15 protein-coding genes are annotated in these 15518 nt (G+C 68.8%); 3 read left to right on the forward strand and 12 right to left on the reverse strand.

Annotated elements, in window-relative coordinates; genetic code table 11:
* Nucleotides 1-14: 14 nt before the first annotated feature.
* From ACQZ13_RS11735 to ACQZ13_RS11745, 3 genes are all read left to right on the forward strand, one after another.
* The gene (locus ACQZ13_RS11735; protein ID WP_331614439.1) at nt 15-335 is read left to right on the forward strand and encodes an XRE family transcriptional regulator; all 321 of its coding nucleotides are present in this window, start codon (nt 15-17) and stop codon (nt 333-335) included.
* The gene (locus ACQZ13_RS11740; RefSeq protein ID WP_431052084.1) at nt 332-1603 is read left to right on the forward strand and encodes a type II toxin-antitoxin system HipA family toxin; all 1272 of its coding nucleotides are present in this window, start codon (nt 332-334) and stop codon (nt 1601-1603) included. Before ACQZ13_RS11735 ends, ACQZ13_RS11740 begins: the two co-directional genes overlap by 4 nt.
* 106 nt (nt 1604-1709) lie before the next feature.
* Nucleotides 1710-3020: a patatin-like phospholipase family protein gene (locus ACQZ13_RS11745; protein WP_088403840.1), complete on the forward strand. Its 1311-nt coding sequence runs from the start codon at nt 1710-1712 to the stop codon at nt 3018-3020.
* Between the two features lie 25 nt (nt 3021-3045).
* Here the strand turns inward: ACQZ13_RS11745 and ACQZ13_RS11750 are convergent, their stop codons facing one another.
* The 12 genes from ACQZ13_RS11750 to ACQZ13_RS11805 all read right to left on the reverse strand — a co-directional run bounded on the left by ACQZ13_RS11750 (nt 3046) and on the right by ACQZ13_RS11805 (nt 15499).
* Nucleotides 3046-4344, reverse strand: a complete 1299-nt coding sequence (locus tag ACQZ13_RS11750; protein ID WP_431052087.1) for an ATP-binding protein — start codon at nt 4342-4344, stop codon at nt 3046-3048.
* A gap of 26 nt (nt 4345-4370) precedes the next feature.
* Nucleotides 4371-5258, reverse strand: coding sequence for a response regulator transcription factor (locus tag ACQZ13_RS11755; protein ID WP_431052089.1), 888 nt, complete (start codon nt 5256-5258; stop codon nt 4371-4373).
* A gap of 10 nt (nt 5259-5268) precedes the next feature.
* Nucleotides 5269-6180, reverse strand: a complete 912-nt coding sequence (locus ACQZ13_RS11760; RefSeq protein WP_431052091.1) for an intradiol ring-cleavage dioxygenase — start codon at nt 6178-6180, stop codon at nt 5269-5271.
* A 90-nt stretch (nt 6181-6270) separates the two neighbouring features.
* Nucleotides 6271-8076, reverse strand: coding sequence for a lipid A export permease/ATP-binding protein MsbA (gene msbA, locus ACQZ13_RS11765; protein ID WP_431052093.1), 1806 nt, complete (start codon nt 8074-8076; stop codon nt 6271-6273).
* Between the two features lie 84 nt (nt 8077-8160).
* Complete coding sequence (locus ACQZ13_RS11770) at nt 8161-9063, reverse strand: hypothetical protein (RefSeq protein ID WP_431052095.1); 903 nt, start codon at nt 9061-9063, stop codon at nt 8161-8163.
* A gap of 7 nt (nt 9064-9070) precedes the next feature.
* Nucleotides 9071-10174, reverse strand: a complete 1104-nt coding sequence (gene glf, locus ACQZ13_RS11775; RefSeq protein ID WP_431052097.1) for a UDP-galactopyranose mutase — start codon at nt 10172-10174, stop codon at nt 9071-9073.
* A gap of 178 nt (nt 10175-10352) precedes the next feature.
* On the reverse strand, nt 10353-11036 hold the full coding sequence (locus ACQZ13_RS11780; RefSeq protein ID WP_431052099.1) for a hypothetical protein: 684 nt from the start codon (nt 11034-11036) through the stop codon (nt 10353-10355).
* 85 nt (nt 11037-11121) lie between these two features.
* On the reverse strand, nt 11122-12150 hold the full coding sequence (locus ACQZ13_RS11785; protein WP_431052101.1) for a glycosyltransferase family 4 protein: 1029 nt from the start codon (nt 12148-12150) through the stop codon (nt 11122-11124).
* Nucleotides 12150-13256 (reverse strand): glycosyltransferase family 2 protein, encoded by a 1107-nt coding sequence (locus ACQZ13_RS11790; protein WP_431052103.1) that lies wholly within the window; start codon nt 13254-13256, stop codon nt 12150-12152. Before ACQZ13_RS11790 ends, ACQZ13_RS11785 begins: the two co-directional genes overlap by 1 nt.
* A 10-nt stretch (nt 13257-13266) precedes the next feature.
* Nucleotides 13267-14049 (reverse strand): glycosyltransferase, encoded by a 783-nt coding sequence (locus ACQZ13_RS11795; RefSeq protein WP_431052105.1) that lies wholly within the window; start codon nt 14047-14049, stop codon nt 13267-13269.
* 3 nt (nt 14050-14052) lie between these two features.
* Nucleotides 14053-15210, reverse strand: a complete 1158-nt coding sequence (gene lapB, locus ACQZ13_RS11800; protein WP_088403850.1) for a lipopolysaccharide assembly protein LapB — start codon at nt 15208-15210, stop codon at nt 14053-14055.
* Nucleotides 15200-15499 carry a LapA family protein gene (locus ACQZ13_RS11805; protein ID WP_088403851.1) on the reverse strand — a complete coding sequence of 100 codons (300 nt, stop codon included), beginning with the start codon at nt 15497-15499 and terminating at the stop codon, nt 15200-15202. The genes lapB and ACQZ13_RS11805 overlap by 11 nt, the downstream gene beginning before the upstream one ends.
* Nucleotides 15500-15518 lie beyond the last annotated feature (19 nt).

Below are 15518 nucleotides of genomic sequence, written 5' to 3' on the forward strand. Positions count from 1 at the left end.
ATAACATTTGTTCCATGAGTCTTAAAACCTTCCCGTTCATTGTCGAGGACTCGCTCGCCGCTCTCGGCGAACGGATTTCGCTTGCGCGGCGCGCTCGGCGATTGACTCGGCCGGATCTGGCGGCGCGGGCGGGCATCGGTCTGAGCACGCTGGTAGCCATCGAGACTGGCGCCCCGACCGTTCAGATCGGCTCGGTGTTGATGGTGTTGTGGGGGCTGGGACTGGAGGGGACTTTCGACACCCTGTCCAACCTGGGGTCCGACAAGGAGCTGTCCGCATTGATGGCTGATGCCGTGCCGCTGCGCGTGCGCACGCCCAAGCGGAGGACGCCATGAGCGCCGATGCAAAGCCGGTCTGGGTCTGGCTCCCGAACAGTCCGGTGCCGGTCGAATGCGGCGTGTTCTCGCTCAAGGATGGTGTCGGCATCTTCGAGTATCGGCAGGCCTACCTGGACGCGTATGGCGTCGCGCTGGACCTGGCGCATCTCGCCTTGAGTTCGCGTGCGCGGCCGATCAGGGAAACTCGGCAGGACGGACTCTTCGGTGTGATTCGCGATGCCAAGCCAGAAGGCTATGGGCTCGATCTGCTGGCACACCTGCGGCAGGTCCGCGTCGAAGACCACATGGCCGTGCTGGAAGAGTCGGAAGGCGATTCGGTCGGGGCCATTGCCGTCTGCGACGACGTGTCGCGCAAGCAGGAGTTCCACTGTCCGCCGTCCCACGACCTGCTTCAGATCCTCGCGGACGTGCCAGATTCGCGGCCGGCCAGCGATGCCGTGCGTGAGGTGAAAGGCATCGTCGGCACGAGCGCCGGCGGAGAACGTCCCAAGCTCACCGTGATGCATGAGGGGCAGCAGTGGCTGGCCAAACTTCAGGACCGTGGAGATCGACCTCACTCGCCGCTTCGCGAATTCGTGGCCATGAAGGTGGCGACGGCGCTCGGCGTGAATGCAGCTGAGGTGCAGTTCAAACGGGTCGAGCAACGCGAAGTGATCCTGGTCCGGCGCTTTGACCGTGAGGTGGACGCGCAGCGGCGGGTCACCCGGCGACTCTTCGCCAGCGCGCACACGGTGCTGGGCCTGGACAAGCAGGTGCGGGGGAGTCGTGAACGCTCCTACTTGGCTTTGGCGCACGAGTTGCAGCGCTGGCAGGGCCGCGCAGACAGCGGTACGGTGCAGGAGGGGAAGCGCGAGCTTTTCCGTCGCATCGTCATGAACGCGGTGTTGGGCAACGGCGATGATCACCCGCGAAACACCGGCTTCCTATTCGACGGAATGGGTTGGACGCTGTCTCCGGCGTTCGACATCGCGCCGTATGGGATGGTCTTTTCCGGCACGCAATCCATGGACATCTCCCGGTCCAGAACGCATGCGGCATCCAGTGCCGTCTTCAACCTGATCGACGCCTGCACGGATTACGGCTATGTCGAGGAAGAGGCTCGCGAGTACATCGCTTCCGCGCGTAGGCAGGCGCCGGTCCTCTGGACCGAACAGGTGATCGCGGCCGGTTTCCAGGAAGACGATCTGCCGTTCCAGGTGCCGATCTGGCTGGACGCGGAGGGCCCGGTCGGGAGCACGTCGCGACGGAGTTCCCGAAGGCGATGAGTTCCGATTGACGGTCGGCAACTGCGACTCAGGTCAGCCGACCATCCCCCATTTGACGGGTGCTTCCCCCACCCCGCGCCGGGGGTGTCAGGCGTAAGCTTCCAGCATGCAGGATGCCAAGCCCCGGACCGGTCTGATCCTTACCGGAGGAGGCGCACGCGCGGCCTATCAGGTCGGCGTGCTGGCCGCCATCGCGCAGCTGCGGCGCGACGCCTGCACCACCGGCGACAACCCCTTCCAGGTGATCTCCGGCACCTCCGCCGGCGCGATCAACGCCGCCACGCTCGCCTGCCAGGCCGACGACTTCTGCTCCGCCGTCGACGGCCTGATGTACATCTGGCAGAACATCCACGTCAACCAGGTCTACGCCGCCGATTCCTTCGGCGTCATCCGCTCCGGCGCGAAGTGGCTCAGCATGCTCTCGCTGGGATGGGCGCTGAACCGCTGGCGCCGCACCCGCCCGCGCAGCCTGCTCAACAACACGCCCCTGCGCGGCCTGCTCGACCAGTGGATCAAGTTCGACCGCCTCGACGAGATGCTCGCCAAGGGCTACATCGACGCGCTCGCGGTGACCGGCTCCAGCTACACCTCGGGCCATCACGTCACCTTCTATCAGACGCATCTCCAGCGCGAGCCCTGGGTCCGCACGCAACGCATCGCCACGCGCATCCCCAAGCTCTCGATCGAGCACCTGGTGGCGTCCTCCGCGATCCCGTTCATCTTCCCCGCCGAGCCGCTGGAACTCGGCGGCGAGGTCGAATGGTTCGGCGACGGATCGATGCGCCAGACGGCGCCGATCTCGCCCGCCGTGCACCTGGGCGCGGAGAAGGTCCTCGTCATCGGCGCGGGCCGCATGCATGAGGCCGGCGGAGAAGGCCAGCATGGCCCGGCGCCCACCGGCCATCCCAGCCTCGCGCAGATCGCCGGGCATGCGCTCTCGAACATCTTCCTGGACGCGCTGGCCGTCGACATCGAGCGCCTCAAGCGCATCAACAGCACGCTCGCCCTGCTGCCCGAAGAGGCGCTGCGCAACACGCCGCTCAAGCCGATCGAGGCCCTCGTCATCGCGCCGAGCCGGCCGCTCGACAGCCTCGCCGCCGAGCACCAGGGCGCGCTGCCGCCGCCCATCCGCGCGCTGCTGCGCAGCGTCGGCGTGTCGGGCGAGGGCGCCACCGCCAGCGGCTCGGCGCTGGTCAGCTATCTGCTCTTCGAGCCCGAATACACGAACGAGCTGATCACGCTGGGCATGTCGGACACGCTCGCCCGCCGCGTCGAGATCCAGAAGTTCTTCGACTGGCCCGCGCAGGCGCCGCAGATGGACCCCGCCGCCATGCGCAAGCGCGCGGGCGGCTTCGCGCTGCAGGTGCCGCCGAATCCGCCCGGGCCGCCGCGACTGGTGGCGACCTCGGGGCGTTGACGGGTCCAGGCGGCATCAAGCGGGCTCAGGCAGGCATCAGCCGCAGTTCCGCCACGAGCCCGCCCTCCGGCCGATTCGACAGCGTCAGCGATCCTCGCTGGCGCAGCGTCAATTCCCGCGCGATGTAGAGACCCAGTCCCGCGCCGCCCGTGTGCCGGTTGCGCGAGTCCTCCAGGCGGAAGAACGGCTCGAACACCGCCTCCAGCTTCTCCTCCGGAATGCCCGGGCCTCGATCGGTCACGCGCAGCCAGACGCCCTGCGCGTCGCGGCCGACCCGGACCTCGGCGCTGCCGCCGTAGCGCACCGCGTTGCCGATCAGGTTTCCCAGCACGCGCCGCAGCGCCATCGGCTGGCCCTTGGCCAGCACCGGCTCGCCGCTGTCGTCGAAGATCACCGGCATCGCTTGCTCGATCAGGTCGTCCGTCAGCGCCTGCGCCAGCGCGCCGAGGTCGACGTCCACCAGCGGCTCGGCCGCGCCGGGCCCGTCGCCGCGGAACAGCTCCATCACCGCGTCCACCAGCGCATTCATCTCGCGGATGTCTTCGACGGAGCGCTGGCGCTGGATCTCCTCGATGTCCAGCGTCTCCAGCCGCATGCGCAGGCGCGTCAGCGGCGTGCGCAGGTCGTGGGAGATCGCCGCCACCATCAGCCCGCGCTCGTTGAACTGGCGTCGCAACTGGCGCGCCATCGCGTTGAAGACCTGCGCGCTCTCGCGCACTTCCAGCGTGCCGCGCTTCTCGTCGAGCAGCGGCAGCCGGTCCTGCTTGTGCAGCGACTGGCCCAGCGCCTGCGACGCCCGCACGAGGTCGCGCATCGGACGCGACAACCAGCGCGAGGCGATCCACGCCGCCAGGCCGGTGACGAGCAGGCGGATGCCGTAGTCGAGCGTGAGCTCCCACGCCGTCAGCGCGCGGAACGGCCCGCGCCATTGAGGCTGAGCGCCCTGGGGCTGCGGTCCTTGCGTCTGCGAAGGCGGCGGAAAGCCGCGGAAGCCCTCGCGCGGCGGCATCGGGACGTCGCCCGGGAGGGGCGGGTCATCGCGGAGTTCGGCGTCGGCACCCATGCCCTGCGGGCCTGGTCCCGGTCCGGGGCCGCCCTGCGGTTGGAACTGTGGTCCGCGCACCAGCCCCGGCATGGGCGGCAGCGACGGCGCGCCGTGCATGCGCATGACGTAGGTGTCGCCGCGCGACCAGGTCACGACGCCGATCGCCAGTGCCTGCGCGGCCACCAGCGTGACCCAGAGCAGCAGGAAGATCCGTCGCGCCAGCGTGTCGCCGAAGGCGCGTGCGAAACGGTCGCGCATCGCGGCGGCGAAGCGCCTCATGCGATGCGCGGAGGGGGAGCGAGCGCTCAAGCCTGCACCTGGGCGTCGAAGAGGTAGCCCTCGCCGCGCATCGTGCGGATCAGGCGCGGCTCCTTGGGCGAGTCGCCGAGCTTCTGCCGCAGCCGCGAGATCGTCAGGTCCACGCTGCGATCGTTGACCTCGACGCCGGGCGCGCGCGTCAGCTCGATCAACTGCTCGCGGTTGAGCACGCGCCCCGGGCGCTCGACCAGCGCGCTCAGCAGTCGGAACTCGGCGCTCGACAGCGGCACCACCACCTGCTGCGGCGACACCAGCTGGCGCAGCAGCCGGTCGAAGGCCCAGCCCTCGAATCGGAACTCGCGGCGCGTCTGCGCCTCGTTCTCGCCGCGGCGCGCGCGACGCCGGATCGCATGGATGCGGGCGACCAGCTCGCGCGGTTCGAAAGGCTTGGAGAGGTAGTCGTCGGCGCCCATCTCCAGGCCGAGCACGCGGCTGATCGGATCGCCGTGCGCCGTCAGCATGATCACCGGCACCGACGGGTGGTGCTGCTGGATCCACTGGCACAGCGTCAGGCCGTTCTCGTCGGGCAGCATCAGGTCCAGCACGACGACGTCGAAGACCTGCGTCGCCATCTGGCGGCGCATCTCGCGGCCGTCGCCGGCGGTGCTCACCGCCACGCTGAACTTCTGCAGATACTCGTCGAGCGAGCGGCGGATCTCCGCATCGTCGTCGACCACCAGACACCGCGTCATGCAACTCTCCACCGGCGGGCTCGGCGGCATGCCCAACCCCGTCACGGACGATACACCGGGGTCGGAGCCGTGAGAGGCGTTGGCGACTATCGCGCCGTAGGCGCCGATCGCGCCGTAGGGAGCATGGGCGCCCTGAGCGCCCTGAGCGCCGTCCTTGCGCGGGGAGGGGATGTAGCGGGGCATGGGATCCGGATCAGGCGGCGATGCCGACCGTCAGCGTGGCGGCATAGCCGCTCGCGACGTCGCCGGTGAGCGTGGCCAGCTGCGTCGTGTAGCCGTCGCTGAAGACGTTGTCGGAGGCGAAGCTGATGCGGTTGAAATTCGTCAGGCTGCTGCTGTAGCCCGATGCGGTGCTGTAGACCGTCGTGCAGACCGCCGTCGGGAACGCGATCTGTGAGGTCTTGATCTTGTTCGCGTACGAGGTCGCGGCGCCGGCGTTGCGGTAGACCTCGAAGTGCATGTGGGGCATGCGGCCGTCGTAGCAGCCGGGGAAGATCGTCGTGAAGGTGACCGTGCCGTCGCTGCCGGTGCTCTGCACGCCGCGCAGGTAGTTCTCGTTGACGACGCTGGCGCTGTAGAGCGAGTAGCGCCCCTCGCGGTCGCAGTGCCACAGGTAGATCGCGTAGCCGGACAGGTCCGCGCAGCTGCTGCTCGTGTTCACCAGCTTCAGCGTGAGGGTCAGCGGGACGCCGCCGGCGGTGCCGCTCGCGGTCCCGATGCTGGTGCGGATGTCGCTGCGCACGATGCCGCTCAGCGCCAGCACATTGGCGATGCCGCTGCCGTTGCTGTTGGAGCCGTCGCCGGGGTAGGGGCCGGCGGTCTCTTCCGGAATCACCGAGCAACTGCCGGTGGTGCCCGTGGAGCCCGTCGATCCCGTGCCGGTGCCGGTTCCAGTGCCGGTCCCCGTGCCCGTGGTGCTCGTGCCGGCGTCGCTGCCGCCACCGCCGCAGCCCAGCAGCGTCAGACCGCCCAGTCCGGCGATGCCGGCCAGCAGGCCCAGCGCACGGCGGCGCTGCTGCAGCACGCCGAGGTCGTGCGCGAGGCCCTGATCGTGGTCATGGCCGGAGTCGTGAGCGTCGTGGGCGTCGTGGCGGTGTGGCTGCATGGCGGAGCTCCTGAAAGGGATGCTCCGCATTGGATCGATCCGCCTTGTCGGCGGCTTATCGACTTTGTGTCAGACCTGACAAGCAGGCGCTCAGTGCTGCACCTTCACCATGCCGGCGTAGACACCGCCCTGGGCCACGAGTTCGTCGTGGTCGCCGGATTCGACGACCTGGCCGTCGGCCATGACCTGGATGCAGTCGGCGCGGCGGATCGTCGACAGGCGGTGCGCGATGACGATCAGCGTCTTGCGACCCTGCCATTGCTCCAGCGCCTGCTGCACGGCGCGCTCGCTCTCGGTGTCGAGCGCCGAGGTGGCCTCGTCGAAGATCCACACCGGCGCGTCCTTGTACAGCGCGCGCGCGATCGCCAGCCGCTGGCGCTGGCCGCCCGACAGCTTGCTGCCGTTGGCGCCGACCGTCGTGTCCAGCCCCTCGGGCAGTCCCTGCGCGAAGTCCCACAAGGCCGCCGCGCGCAACGCCTGCTCAAGCTTGGCATCGTCGCGTTCCTGCCCGTAGGCGATGTTGTCCGCGACCGAGGCGTCGAACAGCACGATGTCCTGCGACACGACCGCGAACTGGCGTCTGAGGTTGGCCTTGGTCAGCTCGTCGATGGCGACGCCGTCCAGCAGGATGCTGCCGCTGTCCGGACGCTCGAAGCCCAGCAGCAGGTTGACCACCGAGCTCTTGCCCGCGCCCGAGCTGCCCACCAGCGCCGTCGTCTTGCCGGCCGGGATGTGCAGGTTCAGCGCGGCGAGCGCGTCGCGGTTCGCGCCGGGATAACGCAGCGTGACCTGCTGCAGGGCGATGTCGCCGCGCACGTCGGTGAGTTCGCGCGTACCGGTGTCGGGCTCGGCGGGCGTGTCGAGGAGGCCGATGCAGCCGCGTGCGACCACCAGCGCGTTGGTGATGGGCTGCATCACGTCGCTCAGGTGCCGCAGCCGGGAGCTCATCAGCAGCAGCGCCGCGACGAAGGCCGCGAAGTCGCCCACGCCGGTGCCGTTCACCCGCGACTGGTAGAGCGCCAGGCTGACGATCACCGAGATGCCGATGCTGGCCATCAGCTGCGAGAGCGGCTGCGCCATGGCGTTGGAGGCCGCCGTCTTCAGCGAGGCGCGCTGCACCTCGCGGGCGCGCTCGGCGAAGCGACGCTTCTCGTGGTCGGCCGCGTCGAAGCTGCGCACCACGCGCCACGCGCGGGTGACGTCCTCGACGACGGAGACCAGCCGCAGTTGCGCGTCATAGGCCCAGGTGCCCATGCGTCGCACACGCTTGTTGACCTTGCGCACGACGAAGGCCAGCCCCGGCACGGTGATCAGCGACAGCAGCGTCAGCTTCCAGTTGATGAAGAACAGGTAGCCCATCAGCGCCAGCGCCGGCAGGCCGTCGCGCAGGATGGTGACCAGCGCGCCGGCGATCAGGGTCACGACGTGCTGCGGGTCGTTGACGACCTTGGTCACCGCGGTGGCCGGCTGCAGGCTGGTGTAGACGCGGGCGTCGGCGCGCAGCAGCACCTGCAGCAGGGCGGCGCGCAGGTCCATGACGGTGCGCGAGATGGTCCAGTTCAGCATGTACTGGCCGCAGAAGCTGAACAGCCCGCGCAGCGCGAACAGGCCGATCAGCACGATGGGGACCATCCAGATCGGGAAGGCGTGCTCGACGTGGACCGACGGGATCGCCGCGCCGCCGGGCAGCGTCGTCGCGGCGGCGCTCTTGCCCTGGAAACCCTCGCCGAGGGCGAAGCCCAGCAGCTGCGGAATCAGCGGCTCGGTCGCCGCCACCAGCACGAAGGAGAGCACCGAGAGCAGCAGTCCCCAGCGATGCGGCTTCATGAAGCGCCACAGGCGGCTCGCGGTGGGGGCGAGCGATTCGTTGTCTTTGGCGGAGGTTGGGTCGGTCATGGCGCAGGTCGGCGCCGGACGCAATGCGCCGGCCCCGGCCAGGGGATCGATGGGAAGAACCGGGGATTGTGCCGGAGTCGCGGCTCAGCTCGATTCGGCGAGCCAGCCGGCGACGACGCGCGCGGCGCGGCGTTTCCAGCGGATCCACTTGTTGGGCGTCTCGCGCTGGACGAAGCTGCGTTGGTACCAGGGGCTGTCCCGCAGGTGCGGCGCCTCGCTGGCGATCAGGTCCATGCTGGCCTGGCGCAGGATCTGGCGCTCCTGCCATGCGGTACGGCCGTTGCGGTAGACCTTCTCGCCGCTGGTCACCGGACGGCGGTGGCTGGCCATCACGGCGTCCAGCAGCGCGGTGCGGGTCTGGCCGCGCAACTGCTGCAGCGTGGGGATCAGGAAGCGGTCCAAGCCCCAGGACGAGATGTTGTCCTGGTAGTGCGGCCGCGCCGCCATGAACAGGTCGCCGCGGTAGAAGGGCATCATCACCTCGACCCAGTCGTGCTCGCGGTAGATGCGATTGGGCTGGTGCCGCATCCACTGGTGGGAGTAGGGGCTGTCGTGGCTCAGCGACGGCGAGAAGACGTCCAGGCGCTCGGTCCGTCCCAGGTGCAGCGCGGTGTTGATCTGGCTGACCGAGAGCAGGATGTCGTCGTCGATCAGGCTGACGTACTCGGGCCACGGGCCGGGCGTCGACTGGCCGATCGCTGCGTGTTCGGCCGTGGCATCCCCGGCCGTGGCGGCGAGGTGATCGGCGAGGTGCTTGTAGATCTCGCCCTTGCACTCGGTCTTCGCGGCGAGGACGGTCGCGGGCTGGCCGCGCAGCGTGCGCGCGCCGGCCGCCTGGTGGCCGGTGTAGTCGAACAGGACCCAGTCGAACTCAGGGACGGCGTCCAGGTGCACCAGGCTCAGCGGGAGGCTCGTGCCATCCCACGACACCAGCACGACGGGGCGCCGGATCGCGGGAGGCGTCCGGTCTTCGGAATAAACGCTCATCCCGCCATTATGTTGGCGGCGTCTCCAGCAGATCCTGCGCCGTCTTCAGCGCGGCCGCGACGATCTGGTCCATGTTGTAGTAGCGGTACTGGGCCAGGCGGCCGACGAAGGTGACGCCCTCGGCCTGCTCGCCCATCTCGGCGTATTTCTTGAACAGCGCCTCGTTCTCGGGCCGCGGCACCGGGTAGTACGGATCGCCTTCGGCCTGCGGGTACTCGCGCACGATGGACGTGCCCGCATGGGTTTCGCCGGTCAGATGCTTGAACTCGGTGATGCGGGTGTACTCGTGGTCGTTCGGGTAGTTGACCGTGCCGACCGGCTGGACCTGCGCGGTCGTCGGCAGATGCTCGTGGTCGAAGCGCAGGCTGCGGTAAGGCAGGGCGCCATGGCAGTGGTCGAAGTAGGCGTCGATCGGGCCTGTGTAGATGATGTGCGCGCCGGGGAAGTCGCCGCGCACCTCCTGGAAGTCGACGCCGGTGCGCACGGTGATGTTCGGATGGTCCAGCATCCGCTCGAACATCGCCGTGTAGCCGTCTGCGGGCATGAACTGGAAGGTGTCGCCGAAGTAGCGGTCGTCGTCGTTGCTGCGCGTGGGGATGCGCGCGGCCACGCCGGCCGACAGCTGCGACAGGTCCAGCCCCCACTGCTTCTTCGTGTAGCCGCGGAAGAACTTGTCGCACAGGTCGCGGCCGACGCTGTTCAGTACCACGTCCTCGCTGGTCTGGATCGGGTCGCGCGGCTCGCGCACGGTCTCGAGGTAGCCCTGCACCTCGTCCTCGGTCAGCGACAGGCCGTAGAGCGTGTTGATCGTGGTGCGGTTGATGGGGATGGGCACCAGCTGCGCGTCGACCTGCGCCAGCACGCGGTGCTCGTAGAAGCGCCAGGTGGTGAAGCGCGACAGGTACTCGAAGACCTTCTTCGAGTTGGTGTGGAAGATGTGTGGGCCGTAGGGATGGATCAGCACGCCGTGGGCGTCACGCACGTCGTAGGCGTTGCCGCCGATGTGCGGCCGCTTGTCGATCAGGACCACGGTCTTGCCGGCGTCGGCCAGCTGGCGGGCGCAGACAGAGCCGGCATAACCGGCGCCGACGATCAGGTAGTCAGTCTTCATAGCTCGTGCCCAGGGGCGGTTCTCCGTTTCGAGCGGATTGTGACGTCAGTTCCAACAGGGAACGCCCTGATATGGCGCGCATTGACAGGGCATCTTTGAGCCCCAAAGACGGAAAAAGCCGACCCGAGGCGGGCCGGCTTTTCATGGTCGGTGCGGAACGTTCAGGAACCGCTATCCGTCAGTCCTGCTGGATCGGGTCGCGACCACCGCCGCCACCGCCGCCGCCTCCACCGCCGATCGGCGGGTTCATCGGCACCGAGGTGAGCGGGCTGCCCACGCCGGTGGTGGCGGTACACATGTGGATGTTGTTGTTGACATGGACACCGGTCATCACCCATCCCGGCGGGCACGAGTGCATGCCGCTGCGACTGCCCCAATCCGCGGCGCGTTCGGTTTCCGGGTGCAGGATGCGGCCGTCCACGGGCACGGCGCAACGCAGCACATCATGATTGACGTTGATGCCGACCATCGCGGAGCCCACCGGGCAGGCGTGCATGCCTTGGCGACGGGTGGAGAAATCATCGCGCGCCGTGTAATGTTCAGAGCCCATTTTTGCGCACAGGAATTTATTATCCTTGACGTGCAAGCCGACCATATATCCGCCGATGTTTCGTGCAGTATCCGGCGTGCTGCCGGACCCGCCGCAGACGTGGATCCAGACTTGGAACTGAATAGCCTGCGACGAGTCGTAGTCGATATATTCCTGACCGACCGGGAGGCTGAAGTACCAGAGGTTGTGTTGCCCCCAGGCGGGCTGTGCCCAGCTGGGCATGCTCATTAGAACTGTCGCGAGAAATGCCAGTAACTTGATTTTCATGATTTTCCCTGAATGAACCTGCTTCATTGCAAGTTCGAAAATCACTATATCAATCTGATTTCTGCCATGTAAAGCGGATATTGCTCCCTCTTAGTGGGGGAGGGAATTCACCAATGTGTCGAAGGGAATCTCAGGCGGCGCGATGACTCAGTAACTCACGGTAAAAGGCCTCGATGCGCTCGGCCTGGCGTTCCGCGTCGAAACGGGCCAGGTCGTAGGTCCGCCGAGGCGGGCGCTCGGCCGCGGTGCGGGTGAGCGCCTCGGCCAGCGCGTCCACGTTCCCGCGCGGCAGCAGCGGCGTGCCGAACATGTCCGCGAGATGGGTGGCGCCCTCGCTGTCGCTGGCCAGCACGGGCAAGCCGGCAAACATCGCTTCCAGGAAGACCAGGCCGAAGGGCTCGCTGCGTGCCGCGCTGACGAAGACGTCGAAGGCGGCCATCCAGTCCTGCGGCCGATCGGCGAAACCCGGCATCACGATGTCCGGGCCGGCGCGCTTGCGCAGCCGCTCCCAGTCGCGTCCGTGGCCGACGATCGCCAGCCGCGCGTGGGCGGGGCGGGCCTGCTGCCAGGCGTCGATCAGCACCTCCAGCCCCTTGCTTTCTTCCACGCGTCCGAGCGCGCCGAAGAGCACATCGTCCGGCTTCAGACCGAGCTCGGCCCGCAGGCGTTCGCGCGCATCGGGCAGGGGCGGACGCGGCGCGCTCCAGTTGTCGATCTGCACGCAGGGCAGCGTCGCCGGCACGTCGGCCAGCTGCCACGGCGCGATCGCGATCAGGCCGTCCAACCGGGACTGCTGCTGACGCTTGTAGCGGATGTGCAGCGTGGAGACGCGCACCGTCGGGCCGGACGACAGGCCGTTCAACGCGCGGTTGGCCAGGCTCAGGTGGCCGTGGGCGACGTCCGGGCGCAGCTGGCGCAGGCGTTGTCTCACCGCCAGGAAGCGCAGCGGCGCCCAGCCGCCGATCAACTGCACGTCGACGCGCGGATCGAGTCGATGCGCCAGGGCATCGGGGCGTGCCTCGCCGGCGGCGGCGGTGAGCAGCATCGTCACCCGATGCCGGGGCGCCTGCAGGTTGGCCAGATCGATCGCATAACGCTCGCTGCCCGCGAAGCGGTCGGTCAGCAGGACGTGGGCGACATGAAGGGGAACATCAGTCATCAGATGGCGGATCGGCCCGAGGAGGTCGACCCCTCGCAGTCCGCGCGGCGCAGCCAGTGCCGCAGCCGCATGGCGCGCACGAACCAGCCCCGGCGCTTGTAGGCCAGGTCCAGGTCGCGCAGGGGGATGGGCGAGGCTTCCTCGAACGCGTCCCGGAACTTCGCCACCGCCTCGGCGCAGCCGTCGGGCAGCGCCTTGTCGGCCATGCGCGAGGCGCCGATGAAGTTGCGCGCCGCGAAGTGCGCCCAGGCGAAGCGCGTCTCGTCGTCCAGCGGCGTGCCCGCCGCCGCGTCGCGCAGGTTCGCCAGCGCATGGGCCAGGTGCTCCGCCTTGGTCACGTTGGGCGTGGCCAGGATGGACCCCGCCCGCTGCCGGTAGGCGACCCACACTTCCGGCTCGTACCAGACGCTGTCGGCCAGCAGGGCCAGGAAGGGCGTGGTGGCCATGTCCTCGAAGTAGCGGCCGACCGGGAAACGCAACTGCTCGCCCCAGACGCTGCGTCTGGCGATCTTCGACCAGCTGTGCATCTGCCCGGCTTCGAAGAGGCCGCGCATCAGCAGCGACGGGTCTCGGATCACCTGGCGCTCCGGTCCGAAGAAGGTGCGCCGGTGCAGCTCGCCGCGCAGCCGGTGCTTGAGCTTCATCCGCTCGCGCAGCATGAAGAAGTCGCACAGCACCAGGGCCGGCGCGTGGCCGCGGACCACCTGGCGCAGCCGCGGGATGGCGCCGGGCATCAGGTAGTCGTCGGAGTCGACGAACCAGACGTAGTCGCCGCGCGCCGCCTGCAGCATGGTGTTGCGGGCGCCGGAGAGTCCCTGGTTCTGCGCGTGGAAGAGGCCGCGCACCGTCACCGGACCGGCGGCGTGCTCGGTCACCAGCGTGCGCACCAGGTCGTCGGAACCGTCGGTGGAGCAGTCGTCCACCATCAGCACCTCGACGCCGGCGTCCGCCTGCGCGAGGACCGAGTCCAGGCATTCGCGCAGGTAGTCCTTGACGTTGTGGACGGGGATGAGCACGGACAGCCAGGGCGCCGCTGCGCCGGCCGGGGCCGCCGCGCCCCCTGGGGGCCAGGCGGAAGGGGACGGGGACGGAAGGGGGCCGCTCATGGTGCGGAGCTCACTCGTGCCAGTGGTCGGCGATCCAGGGCGCCGGCTTCGGGCGGCGCCAGTTGCCGTTGCTGCGGCCGGCCAGCGCGTCGGGCGGGTTCATGACGCCGTGGAAGATCAGGATGCGGGCGCCGTCGGGGATGAAGGGCGCCTGGAAGTAGTTCATCGGCCAGCGCGGGATGCTGTGGTACTTGAAGCTCGCGCACCAGCGGTCGTCCCAGTACTTCAGCAGGCCCTTGCGGTGCATCTCGTCGGAGAGGTAGGCCTGCTCGTTGCGGAACTGCCCGCGGATCGCATCGAACTCGCGCCGGAACTTGACCAGCACCTCGGGATGCGCGCCCAGCGTGAAGCGGTAGACCGAGGAGTTGCCGGTGATGCGCCAGGGGCGCTTCCAGTCGTGGATGATGAGGAACTCGCCCGGCTCCTCGAAGAAGGGCGTGATGTCGTCGACGATGACGACGTCCAGGTCCAGGAACAGCGCCGTGCCGCTCAGGCCGTACTTCTGCACCAGATCGTCGCTGAAGGTCGTCAGCTTGGTCCAGCCGCGCTCCGGGCTGCCGGGCGGCAGGTCCAGCGGCGGGATCGGCAGGCACTCGACCTCGGCCCGCACGCCCTCGCCGCGATCGGTCAGGCAGACGAAACGGAAGTCGCCGCGCAGATGCCGGCGCACCATCGCGTAGAGGCGGTTGACGTACTCGGGGCCGTACTTGGTGCCCCACTTCATGCAGAGGATGACGCGGCCGCCGGCCGAGGGGTCAGGCGTTGCCGGGGTAGAGCTCATCGGGGTGGTCATCGCTCAGAGCTCTTCGACGTGACGGGGAGGGTAGCTGTCCCAGCTGAGGCAGCCCGGACATTGCCAGAAATAGTGCTGCGACTCGAAGCCGCAGGCGGCGCAGCGGTAGCGCTGCAGCGGCCGCACGGCGCGTTGCAGCGCGGTGCCGACCAACTGGGCTTCGTCGTCGTTGAGCGGCTGCTGGCGCGCCTGGCTCTGCTGCAGCAGCTGCGTCGCGGCCGACAGGGCCGGCTCCACGCGCAGGTGCTCGGTCAGGCGGCGGCGTTGCGCCTCGGGCGCGGGCTCCAGCAACGCGATGGCCTGCAGCAGCGCCATGCTCGGATGGCGGCGGTACTGGGCCTCGATCAGCGCCAGCGCCTGGGGCACCGTGCCTGTGGCCTGGGCCGCCTGCGCATAGTCGCGCGCGACGAGGTTGAAGGCGTCCGGATTGGCCCGCAGCAGATCGCCGTAGAGCCCCATTGCGCCCGCCTGGTCGCCCTGGCGCGCCAGCATCTGGCCCAGCAGCACATAGGCCCGTGCCGACTGCGGCGCGCGCTCGCGGGCCTGGTCCAGCCAGCGACGCGCCTGGGGCTCGTCCTGGCGGGCCTGCGCCTCCAACGCCAGCTCGCACCAGTAGTTGGCGATGCGGCTCGCGAAGCTGCCGGTGCCGGTCGCTTCGAGCTGCTCGGAGACTTCGGCCGCCTTCGCCCATTCGCGCGAGCGCTCGTACAGCGACAGCAGCGCCAGCGCCGCGTCGTGATCGAAAGCCGTGCCCTTGAGCGCCTCGTAGGCGGACTCGGCGCGGTCGAACAGCCCGGCCTTGAAGAAGTCCTGCGCCAGCGCGTACTGCGCGCGGTCGCGCTCGGACTTGGGCAGGTCGCCGCGCGAGAGCAGGTGCTGGTGCACGCGCACGGCGCGTTCGTACTCGCCGCGGCGGCGGAACAGGTTGCCCAGCGCGAAGTGCAGCTCGGAGGTGTCGGGGTCGGCCTGCACCGCCTCGATGAAGGCGTCGATCGCCTTGTCCTGCTGCTCGTTGAGCAGCAGGTTCAAGCCCTTGAAGTAGGCGCGCGGCGCGTCGCGCTGCTCGCGCTTCCATTGGCGCGCGTCCAGCTTGGACGCCAGCCAGCCCAGTCCGAAGACCAGGGGCACGCCGATCAGCAGCCAGCTGAGATCAAATTCCATCGGGGATCTTGGGGTCGTTGGCGGTCACGGTCGCCGAGGAGGGCGGCAGGTCGTCCGCCGGAGGGAGCGATCGCGCGGCGGCGCGCTTGTGGCGCCACCAGGCCGGGACCATCGCCAGCACGCCGAAGGCGCAGCCCAACCCGAAGGTCAGCAGCACCACGATCACCAGCGGAGAGCGCCAGGACTGGCCGAAGAACCAGTGCACGACGACCTCCTGGCTGTTGTTCAGCGCGAAGGCGAAGAGACAGAAGAACAGGAATGCTCGGAAGAGCCAGACCAGGATTCGCATGGGGGGCGATTCTAGGCGC

Origin of the sequence: Roseateles sp. L2-2, assembly GCF_050613215.1 — a bacterium.
In the GTDB taxonomy this organism is placed as follows: domain Bacteria; phylum Pseudomonadota; class Gammaproteobacteria; order Burkholderiales; family Burkholderiaceae_C; genus Roseateles; species Roseateles noduli.

Bases quoted from the DNA above. Each gene is read 5' to 3' on its own strand.
- ACQZ13_RS11735 (WP_331614439.1), top strand. From the start codon at position 15: ATGAGTCTTAAAACCTTCCCGTTCATTGTCGAGGACTCGCTCGCCGCT.
- ACQZ13_RS11740 (WP_431052084.1), top strand. From the start codon at position 332: ATGAGCGCCGATGCAAAGCCGGTCTGGGTCTGGCTCCCGAACAGTCCG.
- ACQZ13_RS11745 (WP_088403840.1), top strand. From the start codon at position 1,710: ATGCAGGATGCCAAGCCCCGGACCGGTCTGATCCTTACCGGAGGAGGC.
- ACQZ13_RS11750 (WP_431052087.1), bottom strand. From the start codon at position 4,344: ATGAGGCGCTTCGCCGCCGCGATGCGCGACCGTTTCGCACGCGCCTTC.
- ACQZ13_RS11755 (WP_431052089.1), bottom strand. From the start codon at position 5,258: ATGCCCCGCTACATCCCCTCCCCGCGCAAGGACGGCGCTCAGGGCGCT.
- ACQZ13_RS11760 (WP_431052091.1), bottom strand. From the start codon at position 6,180: ATGCAGCCACACCGCCACGACGCCCACGACGCTCACGACTCCGGCCAT.
- msbA (WP_431052093.1), bottom strand. From the start codon at position 8,076: ATGACCGACCCAACCTCCGCCAAAGACAACGAATCGCTCGCCCCCACC.
- ACQZ13_RS11770 (WP_431052095.1), bottom strand. From the start codon at position 9,063: ATGAGCGTTTATTCCGAAGACCGGACGCCTCCCGCGATCCGGCGCCCC.
- glf (WP_431052097.1), bottom strand. From the start codon at position 10,174: ATGAAGACTGACTACCTGATCGTCGGCGCCGGTTATGCCGGCTCTGTC.
- ACQZ13_RS11785 (WP_431052101.1), bottom strand. From the start codon at position 12,150: ATGACTGATGTTCCCCTTCATGTCGCCCACGTCCTGCTGACCGACCGC.
- ACQZ13_RS11790 (WP_431052103.1), bottom strand. From the start codon at position 13,256: ATGAGCGGCCCCCTTCCGTCCCCGTCCCCTTCCGCCTGGCCCCCAGGG.
- ACQZ13_RS11795 (WP_431052105.1), bottom strand. From the start codon at position 14,049: ATGACCACCCCGATGAGCTCTACCCCGGCAACGCCTGACCCCTCGGCC.
- lapB (WP_088403850.1), bottom strand. From the start codon at position 15,210: ATGGAATTTGATCTCAGCTGGCTGCTGATCGGCGTGCCCCTGGTCTTC.
- ACQZ13_RS11805 (WP_088403851.1), bottom strand. From the start codon at position 15,499: ATGCGAATCCTGGTCTGGCTCTTCCGAGCATTCCTGTTCTTCTGTCTC.